Origin of the sequence: Aliicoccus persicus (assembly GCF_900110815.1) — a bacterium.
In the GTDB taxonomy this organism is placed as follows: domain Bacteria; phylum Bacillota; class Bacilli; order Staphylococcales; family Salinicoccaceae; genus Aliicoccus; species Aliicoccus persicus.
This window is the reverse complement of record NZ_FOIT01000005.1, coordinates 93,630-113,223: the sequence shown is the minus strand read 5'-3', so window position 1 is coordinate 113,223 and position 19,594 is coordinate 93,630. Positions and strand designations below refer to the sequence as shown.

The window sequence follows — 19,594 nt, the reverse complement described above, 5'->3', positions numbered from 1 at the left end:
AAGAATTCATTTGGATATACAATATTAGATTTCTACAAAATACTCCCCCTGAAGTTTCTACTTTTTTAAATGTCTACTTAAGGAGGAGCAAATCAACGGATATTCTATTAAAATTATAAAAAATATAAGACAGATTCTTCATTATCATCATGAATTGATGACATCAATTAATTCGTAGTTTCAGCTCGAAAATCAACTGCGCCTCGAGACTCGAACTGATCCACCGGGATGCCGCTAATGAATGCCTTCAGATCCTCGTATTTCTTCTTCCCATCCCTGTAACCCAACATGTATAATTCTTGAAGCTTAAACTTATCCTGTTCCACCCGGCTTGCGAGTAATGGCAGTTCTGGTTGGATAACAAAAAGCTCTCCACGTTTCTGAAGTTCATTGATCATCTCCATCGTTGAATTGTATGCACGATGTCGATATTTCAACAGCTTTCTAAGTGCAGGCTTATCTTTGAACAGTCTTTTATACAACCAGTTCAATTGTGTCGCCTGTTTTTTATAACCGAAATTACGGGTCAAAATAATGACATTTTTAGTCAATCCACGTTCGAGCAAAGGTTCAATCAAAAGTGGGTTGGATACGCCACCATCCATCAATTCCCTTCCATCATATTTCACACTAGAGGCAAGAACAGGCAATGAACATGAGGCACGGGTAACCATATTCAAGTCGTCAAGTGAATTAAATTCATTGTAGTATACCGGTTCACCAGTGTTGATGTCCGTCGTGCCAATGATAAGCTCCGTCTCCGAGTTCTTGATGTTATTAAAATCAAGCGGAAATAAACTTTTGGGTATTTCGTCAAAAATGTAATCCATATTGAACAGTTCTTTTTCCTTGAACCAGCGAAATATTGAAATTGCTTTACTGTTATCACTTAAATTACTCAGCATTTCGTAATTCCTACGCTTCTGTTTTGAGATGAAAGACCCTGCAATCACTGCACCTGCTGATGCTGTTGCAACACTTTTAAACTCCAATTCTTTTTCGAGAAACAGGTCAAGTACACCAATTGAATACGCACATCGCATGCCGCCGCCCTCTATCATGAGACCCACATTCGAATTCACTTTTGATACCTCCACATGTTGTTAGTTCAAGTATATCATTGGAGATGAATATGTCTTGTATGATGGCCTGATATTTTGATAGATTCTAAAAAATTCATTATTTTTTCAATCAATAATCGTGTAACTTTATTTTATTATCAAAAAAAGTCTCAAAAGCATTTGCTTCTGAGACTTTATAGATTTTTTTAAAATTATAATGCTTTTAATGCATCCTCAATTGAAGTTTCTCCGTTGATCATATCGAATGATTTTCCTATTGTTTGATCATTCTCAAGTGCTGCAAGAATTGCAGATGCAACATCTTCACGTGAAATCGATCCAAACTCAAGGTCATTCGCAACGTCGACTTTTCCAGTACCAGGATCGTTCGTTAGTCCGCCTGGACGGATGATTGTATAATCAAGTCCACTGTCCTGTAACCAAACATCTGCGTAATATTTAGCTGCACTGTAATACGAAATAGCGCTCGTTGTTTGATCATGGTTACCATCATGATATCTATGAACTCCAATTGCACTTACTATTACAAAGCGTTTAACACCTGCTTGTTTAGCCGCTTTCATCGATTTAATAGCACCATCTAAGTCGATCAGCATCGTTTTATCAGCACCCGTATGACCACCTGAACCTGCTGTAAATACAACAGCATCCATACCACGTGCTGCCTCAGCAATTTTCTCAATGCTTCCCTCTAGGTCAACAAGTGCTGTTTTGGCTCCTTGTGCTTCAAACTTAGCCGTCTGCTCCTCATTTCTAACCATGGCAGTCGCTTGATGCTTACCTGATTCTTGTAGTTTAGTCACAAGATGTTGACCAATTTGTCCATTTGCTCCAATTACAAGTACGTTCATTGATACGTCCTCCTACTTAGATTCCATTTTCATTACTTAACACTTTAAAATCTGTAAAAGTGTTTCATATTTTTAATGTTAGTAGAATATTGGCGGGATATCAAAATGACTGCTTATACTTGGATGGCATGAAACATTCGGTTAAAAGTTATTTATTTATGTCTGCAAAGTGAGCCATCGCTTCACACATAAATTTTGCGAGACCTTCACCATATTGGTCAATGTTTTTAGTGAAGCGTTCATCATCGACATACATCTGGCCTAATCCTTTAAACGCTTCAAGCGAATAATTTCCGAAGTAATGATTTAAATAATCAAACCATTCTTTGATTGCTACTTGTGCCTCATTAGATTCAGGTGATGTATTTCGGATAGAAGCGAGATTTGTATAAATTCTCGTCATTTCTTCTTGCGCCTCATTTTGGGTGTCTTTAGACATACTTTTCACTTTGGCATTCGATTCATCGACAGCTTTGTCACCATAAAGTTTGCGCGCCTCTTCTTCGTACGGATTATGACTAAAATCAAATCCTTCAAATTTTTCTTTATTTGTCATATCAATCTCTCCATTCATATGTTTAATAGTCTTATCTACAGTATTGATTAACTTATCCAATTGATTACGTTTCTTTTCTAACATTTCTTGATGTCGTACGAGTGCTTCATGTTGATCGAATGAAGAACTGCTGATGATTTCTTTTATATCCTTTAATGGCACACCGAGTTCTTTGAAAAACAAGATTTGTTGCAGCATCATCAAGTTGTTATTTGAGTAAAGACGGTAACCAGAATCCGTTGTCTCTTCTGGTGATAATAATCCAATCTCATCATAATAATGTAGTGTTCGCACACTAATACCAACTAAATCAGCAATCTCTTTAACTTTCATAGCCAATGACTTTCCCTCCTTTCGATATCCACATTAAGGTATCACGTAACGTTAGAGTCAACACTAAAGTTTAAAAATTGTGGGTAAAATATAAAACACTCAGAATGTTTAGCATCTGAGTGTCCAATATGTCCAACAATCTCACGATTAAACAGGTCAATAAATACACATATGTAATGCCACTTTCCTGACACTTTTACATCGGTTAAATCACTGACGAGCACCTCCATCGGTGCCTGTTTAATGAGATTTCTACTGAGTCTATTCATGATATTAATTAGTCTTAAATAACACGATTTCCCCAATTATCTATCCTGTCAACTCTCCTACCATAAATCCATTCCATCGACTGAACCCCAATTTCCATCATCTCTAACCCCAACAACAAAAAGGGTTCCACCTGTTTATTAACATAAAATAAACTTAGGAAAAACCCTATAAACATCATTCTAGCAATACTTCAATCACTCTTATTCATCCACCCTTGACATCAAGACAACACACTCCACGTGGCTCGGTTCGTGGGTGAACAACCTATTCAACTCCCACTGTACAAGGGAATGGTGGAACACCTATTTTCGCCTTAAAATGGGTATGTCGAACCGATACCAATATTGAATTGCCTTATTGCTCGTATAGGCAAATAGGGTAAATGCCTATTGCGTAAATTACAATTTCATTGTCTAACATCATCTCGACAAACTGGGATTTGTGTTAAAACCTTTGCTCTATTATCATTCTCAATGCTCTAGATGATGCCATATTATCTTGCATATTTAATATTTCATCTCTTGTTACCCATTTATATGCAATGGTTTCATCTTTTTGAAGTTTTACTATATCCTTATTACAATCTGCGACATATAAAAATTCAACATATAATGATTGGTGTGCTTCATGCACAATTCTATCAAGTTCAATCAAATCTGTTGTCTTAATTCCTGTTTCTTCTTCTAATTCTCTAATAGCACACTCCAAAGAATTTTCTCCCTGCAAAGCCGAACCACCAGCTGTGAGTTCCCACATTCCACCCAAGTGCTTGCGTAAATCTCTTTGCATAAGTAAATAAGTTCCATCTATATGTTTTACGATAATCTCGCCTACCAAATGATAAACATCCTTTGGTATCTTTTGTCCTCTTTCAAGTATCATGTTATCAATTATATTAAATTCTTTATCATATGCGTCCCATTTTTCCGACATATAAACTATCCTCACAAATTCAAATATGTTTAATTCCGAAAATCGGAATTTTATCTCACTCCTGTGGAGTCAGATATGTAATCGGATTCTGTGCCGACTGATTTAACTTAAGTCCGGCTATCGACTTTACATATCTTATATCCATAATAATTATTTATGTACTTTAATCAACAAAACTACGCTCTCCACATGATTCGTCTGAGGAAACATGTCCAGTGGTCTGACTTCTTTTGCTGTGTATCCATTCGCCATCAAGTACTTCATATCGCGTGCAAGCGTGCTTGGATTACATGATACATAGATAATTTTCTCTGGAGATACTTCTATTAAACATTCCAAAAAGTCTGTATGGCATCCTTTTCTCGGTGGATCGACAAATACGACATCTGGTTTAATCCCGTCTACCACGAGTTCTTTCATCACATCTTCTGATGCACCTTGATAAAAGGTCGCATTCTCCACATTGTTTAACTTCGCATTTTCACGCGCATCGAGGACCGCGCTCTCGACGATTTCAATACCGATGAGTTGTTTTACTTTATCCGCAACTGAAAGGCCGATCGTTCCGATTCCACAATACGTATCAACGATTACTTCGTCACCTTTTAATTCGGCTGCATCAATTGCGAGTTGATATAGTTTTTCAGTTTGACGATGATTCACCTGATAAAAACTATTCGTTCGGATTTTGAACTGTTTTCCTAGAAGCGTGTCTACAATGTATGGTTCTCCATGGCGTACTTTATTTTCTCTACCCATGATTACATTCGTTTTTCTATCGTTGATGTTTTGTACGATGCTTTTAATGTTCGGATACTCTGCAGCAAGTGTGTTGGTGATGTTTCGGAACACATTTTCCTTTCCGTTAGTTACGAATGTGATCTGAACTTGTGCGTCATCATGTGATGAACGTATGATGACATGTCTTAGTAATCCTTGATGTTTCTTTTCATCGTAGATCGAGATATTTTCCGCTTCAATCAATTCTTTCGTCCGCAACATTAGTTCATTGTGAATGTCTTTTTGGATGAGGCAATGGTCGATATTGATTAAGTCGTGCGAGCGCTCTCTGTAAAAGCCCATCTCCAGTTTCCCGTCACGCATTTGCACAGGGATTTGTGACTTATTACGGTAGTAATTGCCATCATTATCTCCCACCGTCGGATGGATCAATAGGTCAATTGGTAATCGTCGCATATTATTTTTCACGACGATACGTTTAAACTCAAGTTGTTCTTCATATGACATCGACTGAATTTGACAGCCGCCACACTGAAAATAGTATGGGCACGGTGGTTCTATTCGGTTTTCTGATTTGTTGATGATATCGATCAGCTTGCCATAGCCAAACTTACTGTTCACTTTGATTGCTTTAAAACGGATGGACTCATTGAGCAGCGCATCTTGAATAAACACAGGATACCCGTCGATTTTTATAACACCAAGCCCCTCGTGTGTGTAGTCAACAACTGTGCCTTCATAATAATTATTTTTTGTGATTGCCATAATCCACCTCATAAACGCTGAAGCCATTGCCCAAGTCTTTAATATGACGAATTGGCTCATCTTTTATAAATTGTTGTGCCTTCGTTGCCGATACGAACGTGTATTTTTTTGATGGTAACACAGTCAGCGGTGATGCTTTTGTGAATGTTCGCCCAGACTTTAAGTAGTCGATCAAAAGATCGCGGACGAGCACATGTGATTCATAGACGACTTCAACGTCTGGTGTTTGCAACAATGGCGTATTCGATGCGCGGTAGTTATTCGCAGCGACAAGGAATACATCCGTCTCTTTGATACGTTCTCCTCTATACGTTGCCGATAAAAGACGACGACTATCAGAAATCTTTGCGCCAGAACTGTTGTATCTTGGCGGGCTTGTTATATCAACGATGTATTCTAAATCGTAAAACATATCAAAATTATAACTTGGGAACCCCGTTTTTGAATCATTTGAATCAAGCAGTGATGGCTCACCATCTGTTAAGAATTGAGAAGCACTCCACTCGAGCCACTCTCTCAATCGCTTTCCGCTAATTTTTAATATCGCAATTGTATTCGCATGTTTATATAGATTGATTGCATCTGATAGCGTTAATGGACCCGCTAAAATCTGAGTATAGTCATGTGCACCATCTCTCCCTGCACGCGTCGGTGCATTGAATGATAGTACGGGTAGGTTCGGTATTATACCGTCTTCAATCAATTTTTCCGCATATACTTTCGCCGCTTCACCCGACACTTGAACTGCAGGGGACGGCAACACTTGAGCAAAGTACGTATGCCAATCTTCTTTAAGCGTTGTGATTGGTTCTGTGAGATAGTCCTTCACATCTTCGTGATATGGTTTGAACTTGCCTAATAACTCTTGGTCCAGTTGCATTTTATCGACTTCTAATACTTTCGCACTGCGCTTCTTGATTTCCCATGTGTTTTCATGGAATTCCAATTCAAAATCAAGCTGCCCTAACTTTTTGGCCGACACACCGGGTTGGACAATCGCTACATTGTTAATCACACCATCTGTTATATCATGACGCAAATCAAGTGCATCAGATGGAAACACTTCATGCGTATGCCCGGACACGATGCCATCTATTTGTAATTCCTCTGACATTTGTGCAAATAAATACGCCTGATTCTCACCATGTACATCATACGGATCCACATCTACTTTTAAACCAGTATGCGCAAGTGCAATGACAACATCTGCACCCTGATCACGTACATGTTGCACTTCTTTTTTAAGTGCTTCTAACATCGGACTGACAATTGACGCGTCACTGCGAAAATGCACATGATCCCACTTTGTAACCTGGGTTGGTACGACGCTGACAAAAGCAATTTTTAGCACATGGCCATTGATATTCTTTTTGACAATGTGATGCGGTTTCACGACATCTTTCAATGAATTTTTAAACGAAATATTCGAATTGATTATCGGTGCTTTGTACTTAGATAGCACTTGATTCAAGTAATCGAAACCAAAGTTAAATTCATGGTTTCCAAGTCCTACAACATCATATATCTCATTGACCACCGTCGGTGCAAGCGCTAGATCGGGATGTTCTGCATCATAATCATTCCATGTATCCCCTTGTAAAAAGTCTCCATTATCAATAGTTAATACGACATCCTCTTTATGACGTGCCTGATATTCTTTAATATATGACGCTGCATGTAGCAAACTCGTCGTTTTATCTTCATTATCAAAATAGTTGTACGGATAAATCGCACCATGTACGTCCGTCGTCGCAAATATAGTCAGCTTCACCTGATTTCCCTCCAAAGTAAAAAACGCAAGCATATTTGCTTACGTTTAAGATTGTATTGTGCGCTTAAAATGAGCATTCTTCACTGCTTCTGGCACACGTATCGATAAAAATGCTTGTAAATTTTCAAACTTTGCTGGCAGTTTTCCACCGTATTCCCCATCTAAATTCAGCTGCATTGAATCATTCGTACTTTCCACTGAAATATTTTTCGCACGGATGATTTGAAGTTTCGGATGATCATAGTGTTCTCCTCTAGAAACGAGCGTCATTAAATGCGCAAGTTCAACGAGCGATGCATCTCTAACGATGAATAATGAAAAATAGCCATTATCAAATACGGGGTCTTCGACGAGCTTGTCAAATCCACCAATCGAGTTCGTTAACCCGATTAAAAACAACATGATTTTTCCTTGAAACACTTCACCATCGTATTCAATTTTTACTTCAGAAGATGTGATCTGTGGTAGAAATTCGATACCTTTTACATAGTATGCAAGCGGACCGATAATCGCTTTAAGACGACTCGGTGCTTCGTATGATACCTCTGTAATTTTACCACCACCAGCTATATTCATAAAGTACTTGTCATTCATTTTTCCAATGTCCACTTCAACCGTCACACCGTTTATAATCGTGTCGATAGCTTCAAAAATATCATCTGAAATATGAAGTGCCTTCGCATAATCATTAACCGTTCCTACCGGTATAACACCGAGTGTCGGACGTGATTCACATTGCGCGAGTCCATTGATGACTTCACTGACTGTACCGTCACCACCAGCAACAATCAGCAGTTCAATCCCCATTTCACAAGCAGCCACTGATGCTTTCGTCGCATCGTTCGGTGCTGTAGTTGCATGCGTACTCGTGATAAATCCTGCCTCTTCAAACTTTTGTAACACCTTCGCCAGAGATTGTTTAAATTGTTCTTTACCAGATGTGGGATTATAGATAATTCGAGCTGTTTTCATATATGTCTCCTATCAGTCACTGAGATGTACATCTCTAATATTTTCATGAAAATCAGAATGCCCGATTAAAAGCAATTCTACTGTAAATGAGCATTCCAAAAAGCGAATGACCATCTTTTTAGGATCTTCTATTCTCAATTCTAAGTTTTTATATTTATTGGATAAAGATTCATATAACGTTTGAAATACAATGTTCTCCTTAATAATTACAACGCTGTGCACATCAGCCTTATCCGTGACTTTATATGCTTTAAAATCAGGAAGATGATGAATCTCAATAATTTCATTACCAAAGTGTTCAATTAAGTCCAAGGACGTACTTAAATATACATGCCTATGCTGTTTTAAATCATCACGGTTAGTCGCTGTCATGTAATCACCTAGCTTTTCTTTTATACACAATCCGTTTCATGTATAATATCATTAAATCATATTATCAAGCGAATTATTTTGCCCATGTTAGGAGTACTTTCACCCATGAAACAAATTATATTTTTTGTACTGGTTGCCTTTTTATTGATTGGTCTATACTTTAACTTTTTCTTCACACCAGATACAGCACTACAACAAGCAGAAATAGATCAAGATTCAGAATCTGTAGAGGACACTGAGACAGACGAAGAAGCAGTTGATGAAGAGCTAGAAGAAGAGCCAGAAGAAGACGTCGAAGAAGCAGATCCTGACGAAGAACTATCAGATGATGAGTCTGAGAACGAGGAAGAATCTGAAGAAGAATCAGAGAACGAAGAAGAATCTGAAGAAGAAGTTGAATATAATACAACGTTCCAAAATGAAGAGTTGAATGCCCTTTATCAGGAAAAGGTAGATAACGGTGAAACATTAAACATCAGTTTACAACTCCCGCCTTACTTTAATGCTGATGCTTTGATAGAGCGATTGAACGAGGCGTTTGATGATGAAAACATCAATTTTGAAAGTGAATCATTAGAAGCAAGTTCACTCAACTTATCGAGCATATTTGTTGATAATTCATTCGATGTCGTCATGTTTAATGCGATGCAAGTAACAGATTTTGATATTCAGATTTTACACAACCGTACACTCGGGAATATCGAGCAAGTGTATCAGGACTTGGTGAACCAGGAGTTTATCGTGTACTTGATCGGTGACCCGGATATTTATGAAAATGAAAATCTGTCGGAAGCACTTGAAGATGATTACGAGTATTTCACGGATAATGACTTTAACTATATCCATTTAAACGACACAGCTGAAGGATTGTTTGAGAACCAGCTGAACGAAGCGACTTTGGATAACGTCGCGGATACATTCTATGAAACATTAGCTGAATAAGAGATTTAATTTAGTCCCCGTTGCGTTTGTGATGGGGATTTTTTTGTGTGGAGTTTGTGGGTGAATTAGGTGAGAACAGTAGAAGTAGGACTCAGCACACCTTAAATCAATCTGCGTGTCTGTGAGCAAGTTTCATTGCAACGCAAATCAATCTGCGTGTCTGTGAGCGAGTCTCATTGGAACGCAACTCAATCTGCGTGTCTGTGAGCAAGTTTCATTGGAACGCAAAACAATCTGCGTGTCTGTGAGCGACTCTCATTGGTACGTAAATCAATCTGCGTGTCAGTGAGCGAGTTTCATTGGAACGCAAAACAATCTGCGTGTCTGTGAACAAGTTTCATTGAAACGCAAATCAATCTGCGTGTCTATGAGCAAGTCTCATTGGAACGCAAATCCATCTGCGTGTCTGTGAGCAACGCTCATTGGAACGCAAATCCATACGCACTCATTTTCTCCCACAAAAAAAGCCACGCAACATGCCGCGGCTTCAGATCATTTATCTCTTATTAATCTCTTCTAGCAAAATCTCATTTACCATCTTTGGATTCGCTTGGCCTTTCGTTTCTTTCATGATTTGGCCGACCAAGAATCCGACTGCACGGTCTTTACCATTTTTATAGTCTTCAATCGACTGTGCGTTGTTATCTAAGATTCGAGTAACAATCTCCAGCAATAGCTTCGGATCAGAAAGCTGCTCTAACCCTAAATCCTTCACAACTTGACGTGCTTCTCCACCCGCTTTGAACAACTTCATGAACACTTTTTTCGCCTGCTTACTCGAAATGGTACCATCTTCAATGAGCTGAATCATTTCACCTAAATTCTTCGGCGTTAAACCAGTCTCTCCAAGTTCTTTACGTTCTTTTCTAAGCGTACCTGTCACTTCACCCATCAGCCAGTTTGCTGATAACTTCGCATCTGTCTGATGTGTTTCTACCATTTCATTTAAGAAATCTGCCTGTTCTTTATTTAAAGTGATCTGGCGTGCATCTGCTACCGGTAACTGATACGCATTAATATATCGTTCATACAATTCATCCGGCAGTACTGGTAAGGATTTACGAATTGCTTCTTTCCATGACTCACCAATATGAATTGCGACTAAATCAGGCTCAGGGAAATAACGATAATCATCCGAACCTTCTTTTACACGCATCAATATTGTTTCACCCGTCTTTTCATCATAGCGACGTGTTTCTTGTTGAACTTTTCCGCCTGAAAGATATACTTTTTCTTGTCTAAGCGCTTCATAGTCTAATCCTTTTCGCACAAAGTTAAACGAGTTCAAGTTTTTAATCTCCGTTTTTGTACCAAATGCTGCACGACCGACGGGTCTCAGTGATAAGTTCGCATCACAACGCAACGACCCTTCTTCCATCTTCACATCAGATACGCCCGTATACTGAATGATCGATTTTAACTTTTCTAGATAAAGATACGCCTCTTCTGATGATCTGATATCTGGCTCTGAAACAATCTCTACAAGCGGTGTGCCTTGGCGATTTAAATCTACCAATGAGTGGTCGCTATAGTGAGATGATTTACCTGCATCTTCTTCCAAGTGTAAACGCGTAATACCGATGCGTTTTTTCTCACCATTTATTTCTATTTCAAGCCATCCATTACGTCCAATCGGTTCCCGATCTTGAGTAATCTGATACGCTTTTGGATTATCTGGATAGTAATAGTTTTTACGGTCAAATGATGTAACATCCGCAATTTCCATGTTCAACGCCATCGCTGCACGCATTCCAAACTCCACCGCTTCACGGTTTACAACAGGTAATGTTCCTGGATAACCGAGGTCGACTGCATTTAAGTTGGAGTTAGGTGCTGCACCGAATTCATTAGGTGCACTACTATACATTTTGGATTTTGTTTTTAATTCAACGTGGACTTCAAGCCCAATCACAGATTCAAAGTGCATTTATTTCCCCTCCAAACTTAATGCTTTAAGTGCTTCATGTAAGTTAACTTTTTTCTCAAACTGATACGCTGCATTATAAATTGTTGCTTCATCGAAGTGCTTACCAATCAACTGTAATCCAATCGGCATACCTTCTTTATTTAAACCAGCCGGAATTGAAATTGCAGGCATTCCAGTTAAGTTCGAAGACGCCGTTAATACATCATCTAAATACATGTCTAACGGATTGTCGAGTTTACTACCTAAATCATAAGCAACAGACGGAGTTGTCGGCCCCATGATTAAATCATATTCAGATAAAACTTCATTCATATCTTGTGTAATGATCGTTCTTAATTTTTGTGCGCGTAAGTAATGTGCATCAAAGTGTCCCGCACTTAAAACGAATGTTCCGAGTAAAATACGACGTTTCACTTCAGAACCAAATCCTTCAGAACGTGTTTTACGATACAAGTCTTCTAAGTTATCGACACCTTCTGCTTGATAACCGTAACGAATACCATCGAAGCGTGCTAAGTTTGCACTCGCCTCACTTGAAGAGATGATGAAGTATGCACTGACGATATATTTCGTTTTCTTAAGTGAAACTTCTTCAACGACTGCACCTAACGATTCATATACTTCTTTCGCTTTTAGAATCGAAGATTTCACCTCATCCGTTGCACCATCGACGAATTCTTTTGGAATCGCAATTTTCATGCCCTTGATGTCTCTATCGATTGTAGATAAAAAGTCACTAGAAACATCAGGCATCGTCGTTGAATCTTTTAAGTTTGAGCCCGCTATAATTTCTAAAATCTTTGCATTATCTCTGACATTGCGTGTCATCGGACCAATGCAATCTAAACTTGAGGCAAAAGCGATCAAGCCATAGCGTGATACTCGTCCATAAGTGGGTTTCATTCCAACAATCCCACAATATGAAGCAGGCTGTCGAATTGAACCGCCTGTATCACTACCGAGCGCAAATGGTACGAATCCAGCTGCAACTGCTGCTGCAGAGCCACCCGATGAACCACCTGGCACCTTTTTCGTATTCCATGGGTTTTTAACTTCTTTGAAGTAAGAGTTTTCGTTCGATCCACCCATTGCAAACTCATCTAAGTTCAGTTTTCCGAGAAGAACTGGATTTTCCTTATACAATTTTTCCATAACTGTCGCATCATAAATCGGTACGAAGTCTTCAAGCATACGACTCGCGGCTGTTGTAACAACGTCTTTTGTGACGATGTTGTCTTTTATTCCCATCGGTATACCGAATAATTCGCCTTCCATATCATCAGCTGCTTGACGCTCATCTAATTCTCTCGCGTTTCTCAGTGCTTCTTCTTCATTGACAAGTAAAAATGAGCCAATCTCCGGATCTATCGTTTTAATACGTTCAAGATATGCTTCCACGACTTCTGATGGTTTTATATCTTTAGACTTTATTTTTTCTGCTAATGTTTCTAATGATAAATGATTGATATCCATGTCAGTTCTCCTTAAAGCATACGTGGCACTTTGAATTGGCCATTTTCTGTTTGTTTTGCATTTTTTAACGCTTCTTCTTGAGATATCGGTGCTTCAGGAATGTCTTCGCGCATCACATTCATTAAATTTAACGCATGGAATTGTGGTACAACATCTTCTAAGTCTAATTCATCCATGACATGGACGTAGTTTATTATTTTATCGAGCTCACTCGTGAAACTTTCTGCAATATCATCGCTAATTTCAATTCTTGCTAAATTTGCGGTGTGTTTAACGATGTCTTTGTTGATTTCTGACATAAACATCTCTCCTTAAATTTAAATCATAACATTTAAATTTTATCAGAAAACATAATGAAAATCTAATAGAGACACGACGATGTAAAAATACACTCTTGCAAGTTTCTGTAAAGTTCGTTACGGTAGAAAAGAACAAAAATAAACGATGGAGGTAAATTACATCATGACTTTAGGAAACGTCTTTACATTCACAGCCGGTTGGCAAGAGATGATCATGATTGCTTTATATTTTGGTTTCATGATCTATATCGGCTGGTATGCATATCAAAAATCAACCTCAAACATTGATGAGTACATGCTCGGAGGCAGAAACATTGGTCCTTGGGTAACTGCTTTATCAGCTGGGGCTTCTGACATGTCTGGTTGGATGCTCATGGGACTTCCAGGTGAAGCTTACAGTGCCGGTGTTTCAGCAGCATGGATCGCAATCGGTTTGACTATCGGTGCTTACGTTAACTACCATGTTACTGCACCACGTTTACGTGTTTATTCTGAAGTGTCGAACAACTCGATTACACTTCCCGAATTCTTTGCAAATAGATTCCGTGACCAAACGAGTATTCTCCGTACAGTAAGTGGACTTGTTATAATCGTATTCTTTGCGGTTTACACAGCGTCGGGTATGGTTTCTGGTGGTAAATTATTTGAGAATGCTTTCGACATCAACTACTACATCGGTCTATTCGTCGTAGCAGGTATCGTTATATTCTACACATTCCTTGGTGGCTATTTAGCCGTTAGTTTAACGGACTTATTCCAAGGTACGATTATGTTTATCGCAATGATAATTGTGCCAACTGTTGCAATCATTACATTAACAACAGAGTACGATGTTGAACCGTTAGTTCGCTTAAATGAGCTAGCTTCAATCAATGAAATCAGCTACTTATCATTATTTGCAGGCGTTACATTCGTAACGATTGTCAGTGGTTTAGCTTGGGGCTTTGGTTATTTCGGTCAACCACATATCATCGTTCGATTTATGTCAGCACGTAGCCACAAAATACTACCTGCTGCACGTCGTATCGGTATTTCTTGGATGGCCATCGCACTTTCAGGTTCAGTTGTCACAGGTATTTTAGGGGTTGTGTTTATAGACACAACAAGTAATGAAATTGTTGACCCTGAAACAATCTTAATCTTAATGTCACAAGTACTCTTTAACCCATTTGTGGGTGGATTCTTCTTAGCTGCGATTTTAGCGGCGATTATGAGTACTATATCTTCACAGTTACTCGTGGCATCAAGTTCATTAGTGCAGGACTTCTTCAGACCAATTCGTAATCTTACGAAGAAGAAAGAAAATAAAACTGACGAACAATTAGATAAAATGTACGTAACAATCGGTCGTTTTGCCGTTGTATTAGTTGCGATCGTTGCAATCATTATCGCTTGGGATGACGAATCAGTTATCCTTGACCTCGTTGCAGAAGCATGGGCTGGATTTGGTTCAGCATTCGGTCCACTCGTAATCCTTGCATTACACTGGAAGAAGATGACACGTTCAGGTGCCGTTGCTGCAATCGTTACAGGGGCAACAACAGTTATCCTTTGGACATACGTATTCGATTCATTCGGAACAGGTCTATACTCTATGATTCCAGGTTTCTTCTTATCACTAATTGCTGGTATCGTCGTATCACTAATGACACAACGAGAAATCACGCAAGATATGAAACGCGAATTTGTACGTACAACTGAAATCGTTAAAGATAAGTAATTTATTGTATGATAAGACTAAGGAAAATTTCCTTAGTCTTTTTTTGTTTGGAGTGAAGATGATGATTGATTTATCTTGGATATTCATTGTGTCACTTCTTGTCGGTCCTGTTGAATCTGTAATTGTGTCGGCAGATGAAGGTGAGAATGCTGATTCCGGGCTTGATATTGATGTTTCGTTGATCGAGACTTACCCGATTGAAGATGAATTATTTGTACAAGGGCTGGAAATAGATGATGCGGGTCGATTACTTTTATCGACTGGGTTGTATGGAGATTCTAGAATCGGTTATTTGGATGTTGATAGTGGAACATTTGAAGAGGTAGATCGACTGGATTCTGATTATTTCGGTGAAGGGGTAACTGTGACACCGGACGGCGTCATGCAACTCACTTGGAAAGAAGAAACATTGTTTTTGCGTGATAATGAATCATTGGAAGTGATTGATACCGTGTCGTATGAAGGTGAAGGTTGGGGACTCGCATATGATGCGGATGCTGATGGTGTTTGGTTGAGTGATGGAAGCAATACGGTTACTTTGAGAAGTATGGATTCATTTGAAGTTGTTGATGAAATAGAGACTGAATTTGAGAACATTAATGAATTAGAATTCGTGGATGGATTTTTATATGCGAACATATGGTTGAGTTACGACTTAATCAAGATTGACGTGTCTAGTGGTGAGGTTGTAGCAGTCTATGATTTGGAGGAGATCGTTTACTCCGCTGACATGGATGATGACGAGATTGCCCAGATGGACACTTTGAATGGCATTGCACATATTGAGGATGATGAATTTTATCTGGCTGGTAAGAATTATCCGTATTTGTATCGAGTGAAGATTGAGTAATTTTTGAGAATCAAGAGCTGCTACTTCACTTAATTTTTTGAGCTCGAAGTAGCACGCTAGACTTTGGCCGTGCTTACTCACAGTGATTTTCTGGCTCGAGTGAGCACGAGATACCGAACTGTGCTCACTCGCAGTGATTTTCTGGATCGAGTGAGCACAAGACTCCAAACCATGCTTACTCACAACACTTTTTTCCCCTGAGTGAGCACGAGATACCGAACTGTGCTCACTCACAGTGATTTTCTGGCTCGAGTGAGCACGAGACTCCAAACCATGCTTACTCACAACACTTTTTTCCCCTGAGTGAGCACGAGAAAGCTCACTCAGATCAAATATCAGAGGTGAGTTAGCGATAGCATTGTCAACTGCCAATTCACCCCACTTTTTATATCTGAATTTCTTTGAATTAGCAGAAATAAACAAAATGTGCCAATTCGAATGATTTTTTCGGACCTGATTTGGCAGATAAATCAAAATACTGCCAATTCAAACTGTTTTTCTAACCTGAATTGGCAGGCCACATCAACAATCAAAAAATCGCCTAACCACATGCTGTGGTTGGGCGATCAAAAAATCTAATCAAACACATAATAACTAATGTTATCGTCACTATCTTTCGTAATCACTGCGTATGTCTCATGCGCACTCGAAATCACAACTTCTACTTCTATCCCAGCAAAGCTATTCAAAAGAATATCTTTCACATGCTGTGCCATCGCAACTACTTCGGAGCGGCTCGTGTAGTCGATTGGGATCGTGATATTCAACTCGGTAAACTGACCGTCTTTGAATCGTGCTAAACCTATCGTCTGTGAGAAGTTGTCGAAGTATTCGGTCAATCGTGTGTTAAAGTTACGGTACTCTGCATTAATTGCGTCACTCACGATTGTTTCACCTGTTGCTGGTAACAACTCAAACTCTTCTTCTACTGATTCGAACGACTCAATTTCTGATTCTCCACCTGGGCTAAGTGCTGTCATCACAAACTTCCCTGGTACGATGTCATAGCGCCCGGACTGGATATAGACCGCAAAAAATATATCGATATCTTCGTATGCCTCATTCGCACGCAATCGTTCTAAAATCTCTTCAATTGCACCTTCTGCAAAGCTGACCGAGTCACTTTCATTAATCGCCATCGCTTGGGTGCTACTGCTGTTATCACTACGGTACAAATGCTCACTATTTAAAGCAAGCCCAATTGTCATGCCCTCTAGCTCATACTCGCCATCTTCATTTTCAACCATATAATTCTGTTCTAGAATATGTGATAAATATCTCGGATAGTTTTCAGCAATCACTGCCTCATTCGTCTCGCCTTGTACCGATGGGTTCAAGCCCATATTACTGAATGCACCACTCGATTCGCGCGCTTCATCCGACATATCTGCAATTTCATCTTCTGAATATGCACGCGATAAATACCCACGGACGATGTCGCTCGTAAACACTTGACCTTCTCTGAAGTAATAGTCCTCGACACTAAACACTTCTTTACTATGCTCGAGCAGCCCCGCTTCAAACGATTCTATATTATATGTCGAGACCATATTCGTGCTCGTCAATCCCCGGGAAGGTGATAGTTCATATGGAATGACAGACTGATAGTATGATTCATTTAAACCGACACTCGATGTGACCGTCTCTTCACCATCTGACACAGGTATATCTACATCTGTTACGATATCTTGTGATGTATCTACCCCGTCGTCTGCACATGCCGCGAGGAGCAACACACCGATTAATAACCATTTTTTCATATTACTGCTCCAGTTTTTTAATAAATTCTTGCTCATTCCATATTGTAACATCTAATGACTGTGCTTTCGTCAACTTACTGCCGGCTTCTTCACCCGCGACGAGTACATCTGTATTTTTCGACACAGATCCAGTCACTTTTCCACCAGCTGCCTCGATTTTAGCTTTCGCTTCATTACGTGTCATCTCTTCCATTTTTCCGGTTAACACGAACGTCAATCCATCAAATGAATTGCTCGTCTGCTCCACGACATCTTCAGACATTTTCACGCCATATTGATCGAGCTTTTCAATCAACTTTTGAATATCTTCATGGTTTAAATACGTATATAGAGAGTTCGCAATTTTTTCTCCCACTTCAGGCACATTCATGAGTTCTTCAGGTGTCACTTGTAGCAAGCGCTCCATCGTCTTGAATTCACTAGCGATGATTTCGGATACTTTACTTCCTAAAAATCGAATGCCAAGTCCAACCAAGAGCTTTTGTAATCCCTGTTCTTTTGATGCTTCGATTGAGTTCAACAAGTTTTCAGCTTTCTTAATTCCGAATCGTTCGAGTTCAATTAAATCTTCAAATTTAAGCTGATAAAGATCACTGATATCTTTGACGAGTCCAGCTTCGTAAAGTTGAGCGACTTGTTTTTCACCCAATCCTTCGATGTTCATTGCCGTACGAGACGCATAGTATATTATGCCTTCAACAAGCTGCGCCGGACACGATGGATTGATACATCTAATTGCGACTTCTTCTTCTAACTTCACGACGTCGTGGTCGCAACTCGGACATTTCGTTGGTGCAGCATACGGCACTTGATCTGTGCGTTCATCAACGAGTGGTTTTATCACTTCTGGAATGATGTCCCCTGCTTTTCGAATGACGACCTTATCACCAATACGAATGTCTTTTGCTTCAATCAATTCTTGGTTATGCAATGATGCACGCGAGACCGTCGTACCCGCAACTTTTACCGGGGTCAGTATGGCAGTTGGTGTGATAACGCCTGTGCGGCCGACTGTCAGTTCAATATCAAGCAACTCGGTTACGACTTCTTCAGCTGGGAATTTATATGCAATTGCCCAACGTGGTGAACGTGCGGTAAAACCGAGTGCTTCTTGTGCATCAAAATTATTGACTTTAATTACGATACCGTCAATTTCATATGGCAACTCACTGCGCTGTTCTGTCCAGTGCGCCGTCCAATCAATGACGTCTTCAATGGATTCGAATACACGCCGTTCTTTATTTGTTCTAAAGCCAAGCGCATCGAGTTCATCGAGCGCTGCACTCTGAGATTCTGCATCGAGTTCTGTTAAATCATTTACGCTGTATGTAAATATCGATAAGTTTCTCGATGCAGCAAGCTTCGGATCCAACTGTCTCAATGATCCTGCGGCTGCATTACGTGGGTTTTGAAATAACTGCTGTGCACTTGCCACACGCTGTTCATTCAGTTTAACGAAAGAACTTTTCGGCATGTACACCTCACCACGCACTTCAAACGATACCGTACGGTTTACACGGAGTGGAATTGATTTAATCGTCTTTAAGTTTTCTGTAATATTCTCACCCACGCGACCATCCCCACGTGTCGCACCTTGAATGAACCGTCCATTTTCATACTTTAATGAGACGGCTAATCCATCAATTTTCAGCTCACACATATATGATGCTTCCGGATAAACATCTCGCACCCGCTTATCAAACGCACGCAAGTCTTCTGCGTTAAAAGCATTTGATAGACTTAACATCGGTGTGTCATGCGTTACTTTTACAAATCCTTCGAGTACATCCCCACCGACTCTAACAGTTGGTGAATCATCAGTTTTAAATTGAGGAAATTCATTTTCAAGGTCAATCAACTCATGTAATAACCCATCGTATTCACTATCTGGAATGGTCGGTTTGTCGAGTACATGATAGTTATAGTTGTGTTCTGTCAATGATTTTTGAAGTTCTTTAATTCTCTCTTCCATGGACA

Annotated in this window: 17 protein-coding genes; 3 read left to right on the top strand and 14 right to left on the bottom strand. The window is 39.5% G+C overall.

What is annotated here, in order from left to right; all coding sequences use genetic code 11:
• Window positions 1-167: 167 nt before the first annotated feature.
• The 9 genes from BMW30_RS08385 to BMW30_RS08350 all read right to left on the bottom strand — a co-directional run bounded on the left by BMW30_RS08385 (window position 168) and on the right by BMW30_RS08350 (window position 8,646).
• On the bottom strand, window positions 168-1,082 hold the full coding sequence (locus BMW30_RS08385; RefSeq protein WP_245705669.1) for a patatin-like phospholipase family protein: 915 nt from the start codon (window positions 1,080-1,082) through the stop codon (window positions 168-170).
• Window positions 1,083-1,273: 191 nt separating this feature from the next.
• Complete coding sequence (locus tag BMW30_RS08380; RefSeq protein ID WP_091475798.1) at window positions 1,274-1,933, bottom strand: SDR family oxidoreductase; 660 nt, start codon at window positions 1,931-1,933, stop codon at window positions 1,274-1,276.
• Between the two features lie 148 nt (window positions 1,934-2,081).
• Window positions 2,082-2,828, bottom strand: coding sequence for a MerR family transcriptional regulator (locus tag BMW30_RS08375; protein ID WP_091475796.1), 747 nt, complete (start codon window positions 2,826-2,828; stop codon window positions 2,082-2,084).
• Window positions 2,829-2,863: 35 nt separating this feature from the next.
• A complete protein-coding gene (locus BMW30_RS10440) occupies window positions 2,864-3,091 on the bottom strand; it encodes a transposase family protein (RefSeq protein WP_143249013.1) in 228 nt (75 codons plus the stop codon).
• A 445-nt stretch (window positions 3,092-3,536) separates the two neighbouring features.
• Window positions 3,537-4,025, bottom strand: a complete 489-nt coding sequence (locus tag BMW30_RS08370) for an NUDIX hydrolase (RefSeq protein ID WP_091475794.1) — start codon at window positions 4,023-4,025, stop codon at window positions 3,537-3,539.
• Between the two features lie 150 nt (window positions 4,026-4,175).
• Window positions 4,176-5,531, bottom strand: a complete 1,356-nt coding sequence (gene rlmD, locus BMW30_RS08365) for a 23S rRNA (uracil(1939)-C(5))-methyltransferase RlmD (RefSeq protein ID WP_342707587.1) — start codon at window positions 5,529-5,531, stop codon at window positions 4,176-4,178.
• Window positions 5,512-7,302 carry a 5'-nucleotidase C-terminal domain-containing protein gene (locus BMW30_RS08360; RefSeq protein WP_180366274.1) on the bottom strand — a complete coding sequence of 597 codons (1,791 nt, stop codon included), beginning with the start codon at window positions 7,300-7,302 and terminating at the stop codon, window positions 5,512-5,514. The genes rlmD and BMW30_RS08360 overlap by 20 nt, the downstream gene beginning before the upstream one ends.
• A 45-nt stretch (window positions 7,303-7,347) precedes the next feature.
• A complete protein-coding gene (locus BMW30_RS08355) occupies window positions 7,348-8,274 on the bottom strand; it encodes a diacylglycerol kinase (RefSeq protein ID WP_091475788.1) in 927 nt (308 codons plus the stop codon).
• A 12-nt stretch (window positions 8,275-8,286) separates the two neighbouring features.
• Window positions 8,287-8,646, bottom strand: a complete 360-nt coding sequence (locus tag BMW30_RS08350) for a hypothetical protein (RefSeq protein ID WP_091475786.1) — start codon at window positions 8,644-8,646, stop codon at window positions 8,287-8,289.
• A 105-nt stretch (window positions 8,647-8,751) separates the two neighbouring features.
• Between BMW30_RS08350 and BMW30_RS10645 the strand changes: the two genes are divergently transcribed.
• On the top strand, window positions 8,752-9,588 hold the full coding sequence (locus tag BMW30_RS10645) for a hypothetical protein (protein WP_180366273.1): 837 nt from the start codon (window positions 8,752-8,754) through the stop codon (window positions 9,586-9,588).
• Window positions 9,589-10,084: 496 nt separating this feature from the next.
• Here BMW30_RS10645 and gatB read toward each other — a convergent pair whose 3' ends face one another.
• Genes gatB through gatC form a run of 3 tightly spaced genes read right to left on the bottom strand, consistent with a single transcriptional unit; the run spans window position 10,085 to window position 13,287 of the window.
• Window positions 10,085-11,515, bottom strand: a complete 1,431-nt coding sequence (gene gatB, locus BMW30_RS08340) for an Asp-tRNA(Asn)/Glu-tRNA(Gln) amidotransferase subunit GatB (protein WP_091475783.1) — start codon at window positions 11,513-11,515, stop codon at window positions 10,085-10,087.
• On the bottom strand, window positions 11,516-12,988 hold the full coding sequence (gatA, locus tag BMW30_RS08335) for an Asp-tRNA(Asn)/Glu-tRNA(Gln) amidotransferase subunit GatA (protein ID WP_091475781.1): 1,473 nt from the start codon (window positions 12,986-12,988) through the stop codon (window positions 11,516-11,518).
• Window positions 12,989-12,999: 11 nt separating this feature from the next.
• Window positions 13,000-13,287, bottom strand: coding sequence for an Asp-tRNA(Asn)/Glu-tRNA(Gln) amidotransferase subunit GatC (gatC, locus tag BMW30_RS08330; protein ID WP_091475777.1), 288 nt, complete (start codon window positions 13,285-13,287; stop codon window positions 13,000-13,002).
• A 160-nt stretch (window positions 13,288-13,447) separates the two neighbouring features.
• Between gatC and putP the strand changes: the two genes are divergently transcribed.
• Entirely contained in the window at window positions 13,448-15,007 is a 1,560-nt protein-coding gene (gene putP, locus BMW30_RS08325) for a sodium/proline symporter PutP (RefSeq protein WP_377910976.1), read from the top strand.
• Window positions 15,008-15,068: 61 nt separating this feature from the next.
• Window positions 15,069-15,857: a glutaminyl-peptide cyclotransferase gene (locus BMW30_RS08320; protein ID WP_180366272.1), complete on the top strand. Its 789-nt coding sequence runs from the start codon at window positions 15,069-15,071 to the stop codon at window positions 15,855-15,857.
• Window positions 15,858-16,432: 575 nt separating this feature from the next.
• On the opposite strand, the gene BMW30_RS08315 is transcribed toward BMW30_RS08320, so the two are convergent.
• Both BMW30_RS08315 and ligA read right to left on the bottom strand, forming a co-directional pair.
• Window positions 16,433-17,617, bottom strand: coding sequence for a CamS family sex pheromone protein (locus BMW30_RS08315; RefSeq protein WP_180366271.1), 1,185 nt, complete (start codon window positions 17,615-17,617; stop codon window positions 16,433-16,435).
• A 1-nt stretch (window position 17,618) separates the two neighbouring features.
• The gene (ligA, locus tag BMW30_RS08310) at window positions 17,619-19,589 is read right to left on the bottom strand and encodes an NAD-dependent DNA ligase LigA (protein WP_091475767.1); all 1,971 of its coding nucleotides are present in this window, start codon (window positions 19,587-19,589) and stop codon (window positions 17,619-17,621) included.
• Window positions 19,590-19,594: the final 5 nt, after the last annotated feature.